16 protein-coding genes and 3 pseudogenes are annotated in these 15,547 nt (G+C 32.1%); 1 reads left to right on the top strand and 18 read right to left on the bottom strand.

Annotated elements, in window-relative coordinates:
- Positions 1-192 precede the first annotated feature (192 nt).
- From CUL_RS0103075 to iadA, 18 genes and pseudogenes are all read right to left on the bottom strand, one after another.
- Complete coding sequence (locus CUL_RS0103075; protein WP_025640467.1) at positions 193-459, bottom strand: transposase; 267 nt, start codon at positions 457-459, stop codon at positions 193-195.
- Positions 460-623: 164 nt separating this feature from the next.
- Positions 624-1,619, bottom strand: coding sequence for an ATP-binding protein (locus CUL_RS0103070; RefSeq protein ID WP_005582437.1), 996 nt, complete (start codon positions 1,617-1,619; stop codon positions 624-626).
- Positions 1,619-2,713 (bottom strand): DnaD domain-containing protein, encoded by a 1,095-nt coding sequence (locus CUL_RS0103065; RefSeq protein WP_025640466.1) that lies wholly within the window; start codon positions 2,711-2,713, stop codon positions 1,619-1,621. The genes CUL_RS0103070 and CUL_RS0103065 overlap by 1 nt, the downstream gene beginning before the upstream one ends.
- Before the next feature lie 10 nt (positions 2,714-2,723).
- Positions 2,724-3,932: an HD-GYP domain-containing protein gene (locus CUL_RS0103060; protein WP_025640465.1), complete on the bottom strand. Its 1,209-nt coding sequence runs from the start codon at positions 3,930-3,932 to the stop codon at positions 2,724-2,726.
- Positions 3,889-4,530, bottom strand: coding sequence for a GNAT family N-acetyltransferase (locus tag CUL_RS0103055; protein ID WP_025640464.1), 642 nt, complete (start codon positions 4,528-4,530; stop codon positions 3,889-3,891). Before CUL_RS0103055 ends, CUL_RS0103060 begins: the two co-directional genes overlap by 44 nt.
- Positions 4,531-4,610: 80 nt before the next feature.
- Positions 4,611-5,816 (bottom strand): FprA family A-type flavoprotein, encoded by a 1,206-nt coding sequence (locus tag CUL_RS0103050; protein ID WP_005582430.1) that lies wholly within the window; start codon positions 5,814-5,816, stop codon positions 4,611-4,613.
- Between the two features lie 69 nt (positions 5,817-5,885).
- Entirely contained in the window at positions 5,886-7,208 is a 1,323-nt protein-coding gene (gene dnaB, locus CUL_RS0103045) for a replicative DNA helicase (RefSeq protein WP_005582428.1), read from the bottom strand.
- A 28-nt stretch (positions 7,209-7,236) separates the two neighbouring features.
- The gene (gene rplI, locus CUL_RS0103040) at positions 7,237-7,683 is read right to left on the bottom strand and encodes a 50S ribosomal protein L9 (RefSeq protein WP_005582423.1); all 447 of its coding nucleotides are present in this window, start codon (positions 7,681-7,683) and stop codon (positions 7,237-7,239) included.
- A pseudogene (locus CUL_RS18260) lies at positions 7,680-7,862 on the bottom strand (DHH family phosphoesterase); the annotation flags it as partial. The gene rplI (CUL_RS0103040) and the pseudogene CUL_RS18260, both read right to left, overlap by 4 nt.
- 199 nt (positions 7,863-8,061) lie before the next feature.
- Positions 8,062-8,346: pseudogene (locus CUL_RS0103035) on the bottom strand (IS110 family transposase); the annotation flags it as partial.
- Positions 8,347-8,369: 23 nt separating this feature from the next.
- Positions 8,370-8,661, bottom strand: a pseudogene (rplI, locus tag CUL_RS16545) (50S ribosomal protein L9); the annotation flags it as partial.
- The gene (locus CUL_RS0103025; RefSeq protein ID WP_005582422.1) at positions 8,658-10,658 is read right to left on the bottom strand and encodes a DHH family phosphoesterase; all 2,001 of its coding nucleotides are present in this window, start codon (positions 10,656-10,658) and stop codon (positions 8,658-8,660) included. The gene CUL_RS0103025 and the pseudogene rplI (CUL_RS16545), both read right to left, overlap by 4 nt.
- A 20-nt stretch (positions 10,659-10,678) precedes the next feature.
- The gene (locus CUL_RS0103020) at positions 10,679-11,617 is read right to left on the bottom strand and encodes a DUF2232 domain-containing protein (protein WP_025640461.1); all 939 of its coding nucleotides are present in this window, start codon (positions 11,615-11,617) and stop codon (positions 10,679-10,681) included.
- A gap of 22 nt (positions 11,618-11,639) precedes the next feature.
- Entirely contained in the window at positions 11,640-11,957 is a 318-nt protein-coding gene (locus CUL_RS0103015; RefSeq protein ID WP_005582420.1) for a MazG-like family protein, read from the bottom strand.
- Positions 11,958-12,074: 117 nt separating this feature from the next.
- Positions 12,075-12,299 carry a 30S ribosomal protein S18 gene (gene rpsR / locus CUL_RS0103010; protein WP_005582419.1) on the bottom strand — a complete coding sequence of 75 codons (225 nt, stop codon included), beginning with the start codon at positions 12,297-12,299 and terminating at the stop codon, positions 12,075-12,077.
- A 15-nt stretch (positions 12,300-12,314) separates the two neighbouring features.
- Positions 12,315-12,749, bottom strand: a complete 435-nt coding sequence (locus CUL_RS0103005) for a single-stranded DNA-binding protein (RefSeq protein WP_005582418.1) — start codon at positions 12,747-12,749, stop codon at positions 12,315-12,317.
- 20 nt (positions 12,750-12,769) lie between these two features.
- Positions 12,770-13,054 carry a 30S ribosomal protein S6 gene (gene rpsF / locus CUL_RS0103000; protein ID WP_005582417.1) on the bottom strand — a complete coding sequence of 95 codons (285 nt, stop codon included), beginning with the start codon at positions 13,052-13,054 and terminating at the stop codon, positions 12,770-12,772.
- A 133-nt stretch (positions 13,055-13,187) separates the two neighbouring features.
- On the bottom strand, positions 13,188-14,360 hold the full coding sequence (gene iadA / locus CUL_RS0102995) for a beta-aspartyl-peptidase (RefSeq protein ID WP_005588639.1): 1,173 nt from the start codon (positions 14,358-14,360) through the stop codon (positions 13,188-13,190).
- 225 nt (positions 14,361-14,585) lie between these two features.
- On the opposite strand from iadA, the gene CUL_RS0102990 reads away from it, so the two are divergent.
- Positions 14,586-15,497, top strand: coding sequence for a substrate-binding domain-containing protein (locus CUL_RS0102990; RefSeq protein WP_025640460.1), 912 nt, complete (start codon positions 14,586-14,588; stop codon positions 15,495-15,497).
- Positions 15,498-15,547 lie beyond the last annotated feature (50 nt).

Here is a 15,547-nt window from a genome sequence, read left to right as displayed (position 1 = left end):
TTTTGTTACTATTATTATAGATTGTTAGAATATCTTCTCTAAGCTTCTTATTAAGAGTTTTCCACTTGTTTCCAGGCTTTTCCTTATGCTTATCATAATAGGTGCTTCTAGGATATTTTAGCACCTTGCACATAGTATCTATGCTGTGTTCCTTAGAATTAGCTTTTATTATTTCAAATATAATATCAGGATTTATTTGGTTGCGAATATGGCCATAGCTTTTTTTAATATATCATTTTCTTCCTTAAGTCTTGCATTTTCCTTCTTGATTTTTAGAATTTCTTCAAGATTTGTGGTATCTCCCTTTACATCTATCGGTGTTTTCTTCTTTACCCAATTACGTATTGCTGTTTGGCTTAGGCCATATTCGTCTGCTACTTCCCTAACTGTTTTTCCTGATAATACTAACTCTGCAATCATTATTTTGAATTCATCTGTATAAGTTTTTCTTTTAGACATTTTATGGACACTTCCTTCCTCATTTAGTAGTATATAAAAAACCTTATTTAGTGTCCATACTTATATACTAACATCACCTTAAGGCCATGTATAATAAATAACAATTATGTATAATAAGATTCTCTTATAATGAAAAAAGCGCCTATTGAAATCAATAGACGCTTCTATTTGGCTTCCCACCTATAATATCTTAAATCGGGACCAAAGAACCTCAATGGTATAAATCTTTCCAACACCCTAGAAAACACCCTATCCGTATAGGTTTCTGAAATCTCCTTTGGAGTCAAATTGGTAGAAATAATGGTTTTAGTATTATTTATTAGCCTTGTATTTACTATATTAAATATTTCTGCATTGGTAAAGGCATTAGATAGCTCCGTTCCTAAGTCATCTATGATCAAAAGATCTGCTTGGAATAATAATTCATAATCCCAATCGTTAAACCTATCCAAATCTCTACCGAATCTTCGTTTTTCAATAATCTCCAATATCTTAAAAGCGGTTTGATATATTACAATTTTATTTTTATCCAATAAGGCCTTTGCAATACAGTTGCACATAAAGGTTTTGCCTAATCCAGTAGAACCATAGAATAATAAGTTTTCCTCATTGTTCTCATCAAAATTGTTAACGAAACCTTCACATATACTGGTGATATTTGCCATATTTTCCCTAGGAGTCATCCTTTCCCCTTCTATAGGCTCATCTGGAAATATATTTATATTGAAGGTCTGAAAGTTTTCCTTCTTTAGAACATTTTCAATATTGGACATCCCATAAGCTTTACTTATAAGGACTTGTTTTAAACAGTTACATTTGTCCCCATTAGGCAAATAGCCTGTATCCTGACATTCATTACATTCAAAGTAAGTATCTAAATAATCTAAAGGAATATTGTTCTCTGTAAGGATATAAGCCTTTTCCATTTTTAATTTTTCTATTTCCTTTTTTACCTTTTTAATGTTTTCTTTATAATTTTTAGGATTCTCAATTACTGCTTTAGACATAAGTAGACCAGTTTTTAATATGGATCTATCTATTTCCCTTATTCGAGGAACTTTATTATAGACTTTTTCAGTCCTTAACTTCTGTTCATAAACTGCCCTATCCCTTTTTTTTTCATACTCCATTAAGATATCCCTTAATATTTGACTATACATTACTTACTTTCTCCTTTTGTTTTAAAATAATATTCTTCTCGTTTTCTCCGGACAATCTCCTCTAATTGTTCAGCAGTATAATTAGAGGTCCTCTGTTGGAAATTATGAAATTTGGTCCTGGTGGTTCTTGGTCTCTTATCTGCTTTATTATATTTTGTATCTTTCTTTTCTGAAGGTCTGTCCTTCTCTTCAATCTCATCAACGGTCTTAATCCCTTTATGGTACCACGAAGTTAAAATTCCATCTATATAGTTAATACTAGGATTAGAAGTCTTTTTAGAGTTTTCACATCCCCTAAGGACTATTTCCATAGTAAATTTATACTCTTCAAACCATTTATCTATAACTTTCATTTCCCCCACACTGGGTAATCTATTTCCATATCCTAAATATTTCATAACTTGATCGTACCTAAAATATTTTTCATCTGTTTCCTTAAAATGTTCTTGTAGAGCCTCTACATTGGTTATTCCTTGATCATACCAGTTTCTTACTATTCCCCCTACATAGTTAATATTTCTTTTGCCCTTTTTTTCTATTCCATAGAAAAAGGCTTTTACAATAATATCTGGATTCATATTATAATTATATATCCATTCTAATACCTTTTGCTTCTCGTTAGGTACTAATTGTCTTCTCATAATATAATCGATTTGATTGAACATTTCATTAATGGCAGGTATCTGATTAGCGTCAACAAGATCTTCTACAGAACAAATATAGGATTTTGTGGCCATTTCTTCTTCAATATTAATGGGTTTATAATTGTTCTTTATATATAGTTGTTTTAAATTTAAAAATTTAACCTTATAATTAAATTTATTATCTTTGTCTATGAATATTTTTTTAATTATGCCTTTACTCTCCCAAAAATCCCAAGCATTTAATACATCGGATAAGGGTATATCCAAATGTTTGGCTATGGTTTTATTGTTCACTTCAATAGTTCCATCTCTATCGTAGGCATATTTATATCCTAATAGATATACCTTCACATAGGTACCATTGGCCATGGGCATAAAATCATTGATAAATATATTTTCAATAGGCGTATCACCTAAATCGATATCCGTAGTTTCAATTATAAAACTCATCTCTCCACCTCTAATATAATACTACCTGTTTAAAATCGGACAACATGCTATTACAGATTTCTCCCCTATCTGCCATCCCATCCATTATGGATATAGCCTTTTTGGGTTCCATTCCCTTCCTATAGGGTCTATCCTCAGTTAGAGCCTGATATATATCGGCAAAGGCTATTATCTGATCTTCCTTAGTTAAAGTTCTTTCATCTAATTTTTCTGGATATCCTGTGCCATTCAGTTTTTCATGATGATTCCCAGCCCATTCTGCTATATCCTCTAAGCCTTCTACCTGTTTTAATATTAGTTTTGTATAATAAACATGGGATTTGATAATTTCGAATTCTGAATTACTTAATTTACCAGGTTTTTCTAATATATTTAAAGGGACTACAAATTTGCCTATGTCGTGTAAATTTGCTGCAATAGTTAGTTTCTCTATCATTATAGGATTATAGCCTAAATAGGCAGCAAATTTACCTGTAATTTTAGAAATTCCTTTAGAGTGTTCATAGGTAAATCTACTTTTAGCGTCTATTAACATGGAAAAGGCCCCTGAAATTTTATGTAAGTCGTGTATATCTATAGATATATCCTTTCCTGGTTCGATTATCTGCAAAGCTTGACCTATATTAATGGACATTAAGTCTAACCAAAATTTTTCTTTCAAAATAACCGAAGAAAAAACCTCACATATTTCATTGCTAAACATTTTGTTTCTATGCATCTTTAACCATTTATATATTCTATCTAAATCCTGGAACTGATTTCCATTTCTAATTTCCCTTACAAAGAATAGTTCAAAATAATCTGCTAGATGGATGATTTGAGCAGCTAAAGGGATTTCATTTTCTATTAAACCATAGGGCCCTGTTCCCTTCCATTCCTCATGATGATATAGTATATATTCTTTCATTTCCCTTTTTAAAGGCAACTTATCCAATATTTTATAACCATTAAAACAATGCTCCTTTCTTAAATCCTCATTAAAATGGATTTCTTTCACAGTATAGTTAGACAAATGGCCTGCCATACCTATATCATGAATAAGGGATGTATAATATATATCTATAATATCCTCCTCTTTTAATTCCATTTCTTTAGCTAAACAATAAGCTATATATGCAGTCCTTCTTGAATGGTTGAAATACCTATTTTCTGCTACATCTAATGCAAATGATAAACTAGTCAATAGTTGACCTAGTTTGATTTTTAATTTTTTGTCCATCTATTTCTTCCCTCGCTTTTAAATATGTATTCTTATCCACTTTCATTTTGTAAATATAATTATATACCTTTCCTCCTTCTATTACAAAAGAAGATTTTTCAGATATAAAGTAAGGGTCTATTAAATCAATCCTTTGATCAAAAAATTCATCTAAATATCTATCTATTATCTTAAAACCACTTTTTTCATAACACCGTAGAGCCCTTTTGTTAAATTGGGCTACCTCTAAATATAATTTTTTCATCTTCATTTCATTAAAATAATACTCTAAAAAGGCAGTGATTGCTTCAGTACCGTAGCCTTGATTTACATAGTTTGGGTCAAATACTATTCCCAATAAGGCGTCCCTAAAAATTCTCCTTATCTTTTTAATACCCATATAACCGATAAACCTATTCCCCTCATTAAATACGCTATAGTACTTCCTATTTTTTTCACCAGTTTTATAGTTATACCATTTCCTTATTTCTTCATCACTTAATGAAGGTAGATTATAATCGGATAGTAGAGGATTTTCGTGGGTCCCCCAGTTCTTCATAAAAAAGGCATCCTCTAATTTTAAAGGAGATATCCTTATCCTTTTTCCCGTTATTTCCATCTAAATTCCTCTTTCCATTACATAATTAGTGAAATTAATACTTCGAAGAAGGTTTGAATCTCTTCTTCGAAGTATTTCTTTTATCTACTATTATCTAATAATTTTTTCCCAAAATCTTTTCCATATTCTATAGCTTCTTGAAAAGAATCTTCAAAAGGTATAAAACAACATCTTAAACCATCGTCATATACCTTTAGTTTTAGGTTTTTAAGATTTTCTTGTATGATCTTTACGGCTTCTCCACTCCATCCATAGGAACCAAAGGCCCCTGCTAATTTACCTCTATTCCTAATAGGATTTATTACTGCAAATAAATCGTATATTGGTCTTAAGGTGTTTTGGTTGATAGTCGGGGAACCGATTATTATAGCTGTACTCTTATCAATCTTCTCTTCTAAACTAGTTACATCTATTAATTCTATATCCATTAATTCTACTTCAATATCTCCAGCCATCTTTATACCTTCTGCTATTTTTTCTCCTATTTTTCTGGTATTTCCATAGGCAGATACATAAGGTATAAAAACTTTATGTTTTTCTACCTTTTTTTCCGTATCTTCTGCCATCTTTTTAGACCATTCTACATATTTCTGCCAATTGGAGCGGAGTATAGGGCCATGACCTGGACAGATGGTATGGATGTCTAAATCCTTAATCTTGTCTATAGCTTCTAGCATATAGTTGCTAAAAGGTTTTAGTATCACTCTAAAATAATATTCAAAGGCATCATCAAAATCATCTACTAAATCGTCAAACATTCTTTCATCACAGTAATGACATCCAAAGACATCACAGGTAAATAGCATTCTATCTTCTTCTAAATAGGTAAACATAGTATCTGGCCAATGTAAGAATGGGGCAGATATGAATTTGAGGGTTTTGTTTCCTAGACTTAACTTGTCTCCATGGGAAACTATCATATATTTAAACTCTTTGTCCACCATATTCTTTAAAAAATTGATAGCAGACCTGCTACCTACCACTGTAGCATTGGTTGCAAAATCCAACAAATGGGTTAAATTACCTGAATGATCTGGTTCTGTGTGGTTTAGGATTATATATTCTATATCCTCAAAACCCACTACTTTCTTGATTTTGTCTAAATACACTTCTTTGAAAGGTTCCTTGGATGTTTCTATAATAGCCTTTTTGTCAGCATCAATAAAATAGGAATTATAAGTGGTGCCGTATTTTGTCTCCATGACTACGTCAAAGGTTATCAATCCTGGATCTAAAATTCCGACCCATTTTACGCTATCATTTATGGTTAAAACTTTATCGTCCATATAATAAACCTCCCTACTACCATTGTACATCTATCAATAGTATATTTACCCAACTCTATTGTTAATTAACTACACTCTTATATTCTCTTTATTTAAGAATTTAGTAAATTCCTTCTTCCAGACTAATTCAACAACTCCAGTTGGTCCATTTCTATGCTTTGCGATTATGACTTCTCCAATATTTTTCTTATCTGAATCTTCATGGTAGTATTCATCCCTATATAGGAAAAGTACGACGTCTGCATCTTGTTCTATGGCTCCAGACTCCCTCAGGTCTGATAGGATAGGTCTATGGTCAGAACGAAGTTCTGGTGCACGGGAAAGCTGTGATAAGGCTATTACAGGACAATCCATTTCCTTTGCTAGGGCTTTAAGTCCCCTAGATATGGCAGATATCTCCTGTTGTCTATTTTCTTGTCTACCATGGGATTGCATCAGTTGCAGATAATCTATAACGATTAAATCTAGGCCCCTTTCTATTTTTAACCTTCTACATTTTGCCTTCATTTCTGTAAGGGATATTCCAGCGGTATCATCGATAAATATTTTGGCTTGAGACAAGGGTCCCATAGCGTCTATTATTTTAATCCATTCATCTTCATTTAATCTTCCACTAATTATTTTTTGTAGATCTACATGGGCTGCTGAGCTAATCATTCTTTGAACTAATTGCTCTTTAGACATTTCCAGAGAAAATATAGCTACGCTAGCTTCTGCTTTAATGGCTGAGTTGGTAGCAATATTGATTCCTAAGGCAGTTTTCCCCATAGAAGGCCTTGCTGCTAATAATATAAGGTCTGAATTTTGCATACCGGATAATTTCTGGTCAATGTCGATAAATCCAGTAGTAAGGCCTGTTAATTCTCCTTGATGGGCCGCCATTTCTTCTATCTTTGAAAAACTATCTAATAATACTTCCTTTATAGGGGCAAAACCTTCTCTATGGCGTCCTTGGGTAATATCAAATATGTTTTTTTCTGCTTCTTCAATAATATTATTGACTTCTTCCGTACCTTCATAGCTCTTGGCCATTATATCATCACAGGATTTTATTAAACGCCTCAATATAGACTTTTCTTCTACTATATCACAGTAGTATTTTACATTAGAAGTTATAGCTACCCCGCCTGACAGTTCAGCAAGATAGGTAACCCCTCCTAAATTTTCTAAGGTGCCTCTTTTTCTCAATTCTTCCGATAGTGTAATAAGGTCTACCGGTTCATTTCTATTAAACAATTCTATTATAGCCTCGAATATCTCCCTGTTTGCTTCCTTATAAAAATCTTCAGGATGAAGCTGCTCTATAGCTGTGTTTATAGCTTCTTTATTTAATATCATAGCTCCTAAAACCGATTGCTCTGCTTCTAAACTATGAGGTGGGATTTTCCCCAATGCATATGCTTCTATTTAAATCACCCCATTATCCTTCTACTACTTCAACTTTTAAGCTAGCAGAAATTTCTGGATAAACCCTTACTTCAACTGTAGTTATACCTATAGATTTAATATTATCTTTTAATTCTATCTTTCTCCTGTCAATATCTATTTTATGCTGTTTCTTTAATGCTTCAGAAATATCTTTAGAGGTAATTGAACCGAAAAGTCTACCTCCCTCTCCTGCTTTTCCTTTTAGCTCAACAGTCAAGTTTTCAATTTTTTCCTTTAGTTTAAGGGCCTTTTCATATTCTTCCTTTTCTTTTGCTTCTTCAATTTTTTTTCTTTCTTCCCATTTTTTCATATTTGCAGGTGTTGCTTCTACAGCTAAATTTCTTGGTAGTAAAAAGTTTCTTGCATATCCATCCTTGGCATTAACCAATTCTCCTGCTTCTCCTAATCCTTTCACATCTTTTAGTAAAATTATTTTCATTCTTCTTCACCTTCCTTTAAATATTCATCTATAGCTTCAATAAGCATTTCTTCTACCTGTTCTAAGGTTTTGCCCTCTATTTGAGTACCAGCACTAGTTAAATGGCCTCCCCCTCCTAGTTTTTCAAGTATTAATTGAACAGAAATATTCCCTAAAGATCTGCCACTTATATGAACTTTCCCTTCCCATAAGGTTCACACGAAAATGATTTAGTTAGTAGGCTCCTCTTTAATAGATCCCACCTTCTTCTTTACTTCTTATGAATAATCTATCCCTTGTTTTTTGAGCAATAAAATGCCCGGGAGGCCCTTTTAGGGTTTCCCCAAGCTACTTATATATGCTTTATGTACAATTTTTAGGTGATTTTAGGTGAAACAATTAAGCAATTAGAGGTTCAACCATATATCCTCGTTTTTTTAATTCTCGGATAAGTTTCTTTTCTCTCTGCTTTTCATGATTCACTTGTATTTCTGTAAATTTGTCCTCATCATATGATAAGTTCTCTTTTAAAAGAGTATAGATAATTACTAATATCTTGCGTGCTAATCCAATAATAGCTTTTTTAGTACCCCTTCTTTGCTTTACCTTCCAATACCAGTTTGATAAATATGTTCCTTTTCTTCGTGTCACTGTCCAAGCTACTTCACATAGAATACTTTTTATATNTCTTTAATGCTTCAGAAATAATCTTTAGAGGTAATTGAACCGAAAAGTCTACCTCCCTCTCCTGTCTTTTCCTTTTAGCTCAACAGTCAAGTTTTCAATTTTTTCCTTTAGTTTAAGGGCCTTTTCATATTCTTCCTTTTCTTTTGCTTCTTCAATTTTTTTTCTTTCTTCCCATTTTTTCATATTTGCAGGTGTTGCTTCTACAGCTAAATTTCTTGGTAGTAAAAAGTTTCTTGCATATCCATCCTTGGCATTAACCAATTCTCCTGCTTCTCCTAATCCTTTCACATCTTTTAGTAAAATTATTTTCATTCTTCTTCACCTTCCTTTAAATATTCATCTATAGCTTCAATAAGCATTTCTTCTACCTGTTCTAAGGTTTTGCCCTCTATTTGAGTACCAGCACTAGTTAAATGGCCTCCCCCTCCTAGTTTTTCAAGTATTAATTGAACAGAAATATTCCCTAAAGATCTGCCACTTATATGAACTTTCCCTTCCCATAAGGTTAGTACAAAAGTAGCTTCTACCCCATTTATGTTCAATAGATCATTGGCAGATTGAGCTGCTATTAGAATAGAATCCTCCATTTCGCTATCTAGCTTACCAATAGCAATTTTTTCAAATACAACTTTGGAATTCTTGACTACCTCTGCCTTGTGCAAAAATGTATTGAAATCGTCTCTAAATAATTGCCTTACACTAGTAGTATCAGCTCCCGCTCTTTTTAATATGGAAGCAGCTTCAAAGGTCCTTACCCCTGTTTGGAACGTAAAGTTTTTAGTATCTACCGTTATTCCAGCTAATAGAGCATCTGCTTCGAATTTGGTCATTTCCATCTTGTCCGACATATAATATAGTATTTCTGTAACCAATTCACAAGTGGATGAAGCATAGGGTTCTAAATAGGTTAAAACCAGATCCTTAATAAATTCAGCCCCTCGCCTGTGATGGTCGATTAATACCACCTTATCCGTCAAATCCAATAGTTCTGGTGCCTCTGTGAAGCTAGGCTTATGATTGTCTACTACCACTAAAAGAGAAGATCTATCAACCATGTCTATAGCTTCTTCTGGTTCTAATATTAAATCTAAATACTCTGGTTGCTCTTCTTCCATTCTAACATATATATTCTTAATGGATGGATTTACCCCCCCTAATATGAAGTATGCTTTTTTATTCCTATTTCTTACAGCCCTAATTATTCCTATACTGGCCCCAAAGGAGTCCATATCTGCATTTTTATGTCCCATTACAAATACTTTTTCTGATTGGTCGATAAGTTGCATTAAAGCATGAGATATGACCCTAGATCTAACCTTATTTCTCTTTTCTATGGCTTTAGTTTTACCGCCATAAAAACTTAAATTATTGTTATCCTTTACAACAGCTTGATCTCCGCCTCTACCTAAGGCAATATCTATGGCCGCCCTTGCATATTCATAGTTTTCATTTGGATTCTTTCCATTTATTCCTACGCCCATACTTAAAGTTATAGATATTGAATTACCTTTATCGATTTCTCTTATTCGATCTAATATATCAAATTTTCTGTTTTGAATTTGTTGTAAACTTTTACTTTCAAATATTAGAATATATTTATCATTTTCATACTTACGAACTAATCCATGGTTCATAGTTGCATAAGCATTTATAGTTTTATCAATTTCTGCTAATACCAATGGCCTATTGATCTCGGGAGTTGTATTCTTTACTTCATCATAATTATCTATATAGGCCAAACAAACTGCTATTTTTTCTTCCTCATATCTATTATAGAGAAGAGCCTGTTCCGTTTTATTGACCCAATAGAGCATTATAATATTGCCTTTTGTACTAATAGTTTTTTTACCATCAACGATATTATAATGGACTTCATAATGTTGGTTATTATATTCTATCTTTAAGGGTGCCTTATTAGCATCCTTTAAAATGGTTTCTACTCTTAATTTAGGTAAAATTTCATCAATCTTTTTATTCAATATATCCTTTTCTTCCATCATATCTATAAATCTAGTATTATACCAGGATATGGTACCATCCATTTCCAACATTACCAAAGGAAAAGGCATATTGAATACAGCATGTTTAGTGGCTGTATCAAATTCTTCAGCTAATCCTTCAATGTATTTAGTCCATTCCTCTTCCTTTTCTCGAAGGGTGATAATATATTTATAGACTAAAAAGGCCAAGGCTATAGCTAAAAGTAAAGCTAATATAGGTTGGTAATAGGCGATTATGGCTATAAGCCCTCCTATTATTATTAAATAGGTCCTTCCATCTTTCCATTTAAAAAAATTTTTATTATCCATATTTATCCTCCTAATGGAAATTAAATAGATCTCCTAATTTTTCTGAAGTCAAATATAGTATCTAGTACTCCAATAAAAGGTATTAGCCATCCTAAGGGTATAATTATAGTAAAAACTATAACAATAAGTATTCTTGGAATTATCTTTATATTCCTCTTAATGAGCTTATAGTCTATGACAGATAAACCCTGTACAAAAAATATGAAAGCGATTATTGATGTTATGTTTAAAAATACTGTTTTATAATATAATAATTCCAATTTTTTTAATATAAATGCCCCTAAAAACATAATCCCTGTTCCCAATAAAATATTATTAGGCAGTTTAAATCGTGAAAATTTGGGAATTGATACTATCCCATATTCTAGCTTTCTAAGGGATAAAGAAGATAGTAAATAATTTAAATATGCTGTTATTAAAGAAAATATCATGATTATTGATGGCATAATTAAGAGTATATAATCAAAAGCATTTTCTAAAAAATCCTTAATCTTCAAAACTTCATAATTTGATAAACCTGTATCTTTCAATATCTCTATTTGATAATTTATGCTTTGAGTAAAAAATTCTTCTAATTGGTTGATTATACTTACACCAGTCATATTTTTCATCATACTTATTATCAACAAATTAGAGAGTAAAAAAACAAAAGTGGAAATAGATAAAATTGTAAAAGAATTTTTTCTCGTCTTAATGGTATAAATTAATGATATAATCAAAGGGGTAAATGCTACAAATATAAATATACCCGATATCATATCTACCATTAATCCAATGGATAAAGTGGATATAATTAAAGCCAATATAGCATAATTTACTCCGTATCTAATTCCTAATATTATAAAAAGGACAGGGTATAGAAATATGACCCACGGTAAATAATATATCCCTATTAACATTAGTATTGTGGAAATTGCTATGGCAAATACAGTTTCCATAGTTTTGTTTTTAAAATCCATCTTCAAATCTTTCACCCCGTTCTTATTTAGTCCTTAAAAACTCCATTAGCTCGCTTAAATCTCCATACCATTTCTCAATTTTATGCCCTTCTAATATATTTAGCTTTACCTTATCTTTCAGATTGGAGCTTATGTCTTCATAGTCTATTCCCATTCTTTTACCCAATAAAAAGGATAAAAGCATAATATTAGAAATAAGGTCTTCTATATCATCTTTGATATAATCTTCCCCTTTAGCTAATAATTGATATAAATTAGCAATGGAAGTTAATATCTCACTTTTTAACCATTCTATAGTCCTTAGGTTTTTTATTATATCCATCTCTTTCTTCTCTTCCATATTTTCACCCTTTTATCATAATCTTAGTTTAGATCGATTTGTTAAAAAAATAGTCTTACTAAAATAATACAGAGTATAATATTATATGTCAAACAAAAAAGAGAGGTTATTCCTCTCTTAATCTGCACTATATGGTAGTAGCGCTATTTGTCTTGCTCGTTTAATAGCTCTTGTTAATTCTCTTTGATGTTTTGCGCAGTTCCCGGAAATTCTTCTTGGAAGAATCTTTCCTCTTTCAGTAACATATTTTTTTAATTTATTAATATCTTTATAATCTATATGTTCAACTTTATCTGCACAAAAATTACAAACTCTTTTTCTTGGTTTAAATCTTCTTTGCACCGTCTTCCCTCCTTCTTAGAATGGAATATTATCATCGTCAACTGGCTCAAAACCATCTATTCCTGGAAAGTCTGAATCTGAAGAACTATTGAAATTAGAACTGCTGTCATCTCCCCATTCTAGAAACTGAACTCTCTCTGCTACAACTTCAGTTACATACCTTCTCGTACCATCCTTAGCGTCATAAGTTCTAGATTGAATTCTTCCCTGAACGGCGGTAAGCCTTCCCTTTGCTAGATAATTTGCACAGTTTTCTGCTTGTTTTCCCCATACGACAATGTTTATAAAATCGGCTGTTGGTTGTCCTTTTGCTTCCATTTCCTGTTTTTTCTCCCTAGACAGGGGTTTATCCACAGCTAGACTAAAGGTTGATACTGGAGTCCCTGTATTGGGGATATACCTTAACTCTGGATCCCTTGTAAGTCTTCCAATTAACACAACATTATTCAACCAAAACACCACCTTAAATTCTATTCATCTTCTCTAATTATCATATGTCTCATTATACTGTCGGAAATTTTACATACTCTGTCTAGCTCCTCTACAATTTCTGGGGTAGATTCAAAGTTGACTACTATATAATATCCTTCAGATATATCATTAATTTCGTAAGCAAGTTTTCTTACTCCCCATTCATCTACATTTGAAATGGTACCATTTGATTCTATAATACCTTTCAATCTGTCGAATAATTGGTTTCTTGTTTCATCTTCAAGAGTTGGCACAAAGATAAAAACTGCTTCATATTTTCTCATGTCTTTCACCTCCTTTTGGACTAACGGCTCTATTATTTAATAGAGCAAGGATATATCTATAGAATTATATCATTAATGTAATTTTTGTGCAATACAATATTGATTTTATTTTATCCTAGGTTTCTTTCACAATTCATTCAAAAGTCCCCCTAATTACTGGTTTTCCTGCTAAAACCATTATTTCACCTAAGGCTATAACAGTATCAATTTCTAAGGTGTTTTTGTTTAATAGAACTATATCTGCATCTCTTCCTTCTTCTATATATCCTTTATTTGATAATTTCAACACATCTGCAGGATTTGATGTAATAACTTTTAATGCTTTTTCCATTGGTAATTTTTCATCTAATATTGAGTCTCTTACTTCACCGTATAGGGATGCTACCTTCCCTACTCCTAAACCTATAAATTCATCCCGTTCATCAAACTCTGGTAAACTGCCTTGTCCATCTGAGGAAAATGTTATATTGCCAGATGATACACCTTCATCTAACAATATCTTCAATGCCTTGCTACATTTTGTTTCTCCTTCTTCTAAAAATCTTTTAGTAGTGCTAGTTGTAAAATCTACTATTCCTCCTTTTCTTGCATATTCTATGGCTCTATTGAAAAGACTTCTATTTCTATTCATATGAGTAGGTAAAAATTGAGTTATAGGTATTTCAGTATTTTCAACTATTTCTTCGATAAAATCCAATTCCCTTTTCCCATCTCCCATGTGAATATTTACTATTCCAGCTTTTCCCGATAGTATTCCTCCTACTCTTGCTTCCGCAGCTACCTTTGCAAAATCATTTACAGTAGGCTGACTTGATCGATGATCTGACATTGCCACTTCTCCTACACCGATTATTTTATCAATAAGTACTATATCATCTTGAATATTCCCTGTTAATGTTCTTATAGGAACTTGATATGAACCTGTGTATACATAGGTAGAAATTCCTTCTTCTTCTAATCCTCTAGCTTTAGCTATTAAATTGCCCATATTCCTAGTTGTTCCATCTGTTCCTAATACTCCTATAACAGTAGTAACTCCACCAAGGGTAATGTCCGTTAACTGTATTTCTGGTGTTCTGGTCTTATAACCACCTTCTCCACCACCCCCGCATATATGAACATGGGAGTCGATAAACCCAGGTACCAAATATTTATTGGTAGCATCTATTACTTCAATCTCTACAAAATTTTTAGGTATATTTATTTCATCCATAATGTACCCTATCTTACTTCCAATAATTAATACATCCTTTTGGCCTAGATAATTTGGACAATAAACTTCTCCATTTTTTATTACTTTTAACATCTATACCCCTCCTAATTTAGTCTATAGTAATATTTAAGCAAATTACATGCAAAAAGTATAGTGCTAAATTTCAATACTTCTTATTAATAGTCTGGCTTTTGTAATTCCTATACATTCATATATATTTTACATAGATTTTACATTCTAAATGCAACAGATTTTACATAGCTTCGATATCCTTATATTGAAGATAAAAAATTGGAAAGAAAGGTAGGTAATTAATTTATGAAAAGATTTATAAGTATATTTTTAGTTGCTATTATGATAATGGTTATGATAGTTGGTTGTTCAAACAATAATAGTAGTGGCAATACTGTTGAATCTGGTTCTAGCAATGGAGATGATTTTGATACTGGTAAAACTATCAATGTAGTTACTAGGGAAGAAGGGTCTGGAACTAGGGGAGCCTTTATTGAAATAGTTGGAATACTAGAGAAGGATGCAAATGACAATGAAATGGATAGGACTTATCCTGAGGCAATTGTACAAAATGGCACCAATGCAGTTATGACTACAGTGGCTGGTGATGAATATAGTATAGGATATATTTCTCTTGGTTCATTGAATAACACTGTAAAAGCAGTAAAAGTAAATGGAGTAGAAGCTACTGCTGAAAATATATTAAATAATTCCTATGAAGTGGCAAGACCATTCAATTTAGCATATAAAGGGGATTTAAGTCCATTGGCTAAAGACTTTCTTGATTTCATACTTAGCTCTGAAGGACAAGATATTGTTGCAAAAGAAGGGTATGTGCAAGTAGACACACAAGCCTCAAATTATGAAAGCAATGGCACAGAAGAAGATACTTTAGTTATAGCAGGTTCCACTTCCGTATCTCCTTTAATGGAAAAATTAGTTGAAGCATATCAAGAATTAAACTCAGGCGTATCCATAGAAGTTCAATCTACTGGTTCTTCAGCTGGAATGCAATCTGCCATGGAAGGCACTGCTGATATTGGTATGGCTTCAAGAGAATTGAAGGATTCAGAACTTGCTGAATTAACTCCTGTAGTCATAGCTTTAGATGGAATTGCAGTTATAGTGAATAATGATAACCCTGTGGAAGATTTAAGTATCGATGATATAAAATCAATTTATATAGGTGAAACCACTAATTGGAGTGAAATTGAATAAGACACTCTCCCTTTCAATCAATATAGCCTAGTTAACTAGGCTATATTGAT

The organism is [Clostridium] ultunense DSM 10521 (assembly GCF_000511955.1).
Lineage (GTDB): Bacteria > Bacillota > Clostridia > Tissierellales > Tepidimicrobiaceae > Schnuerera > Schnuerera ultunensis.
Note: the sequence above shows the minus strand (reverse complement) of the source record. Positions and strands in the feature narration are given on the sequence as shown.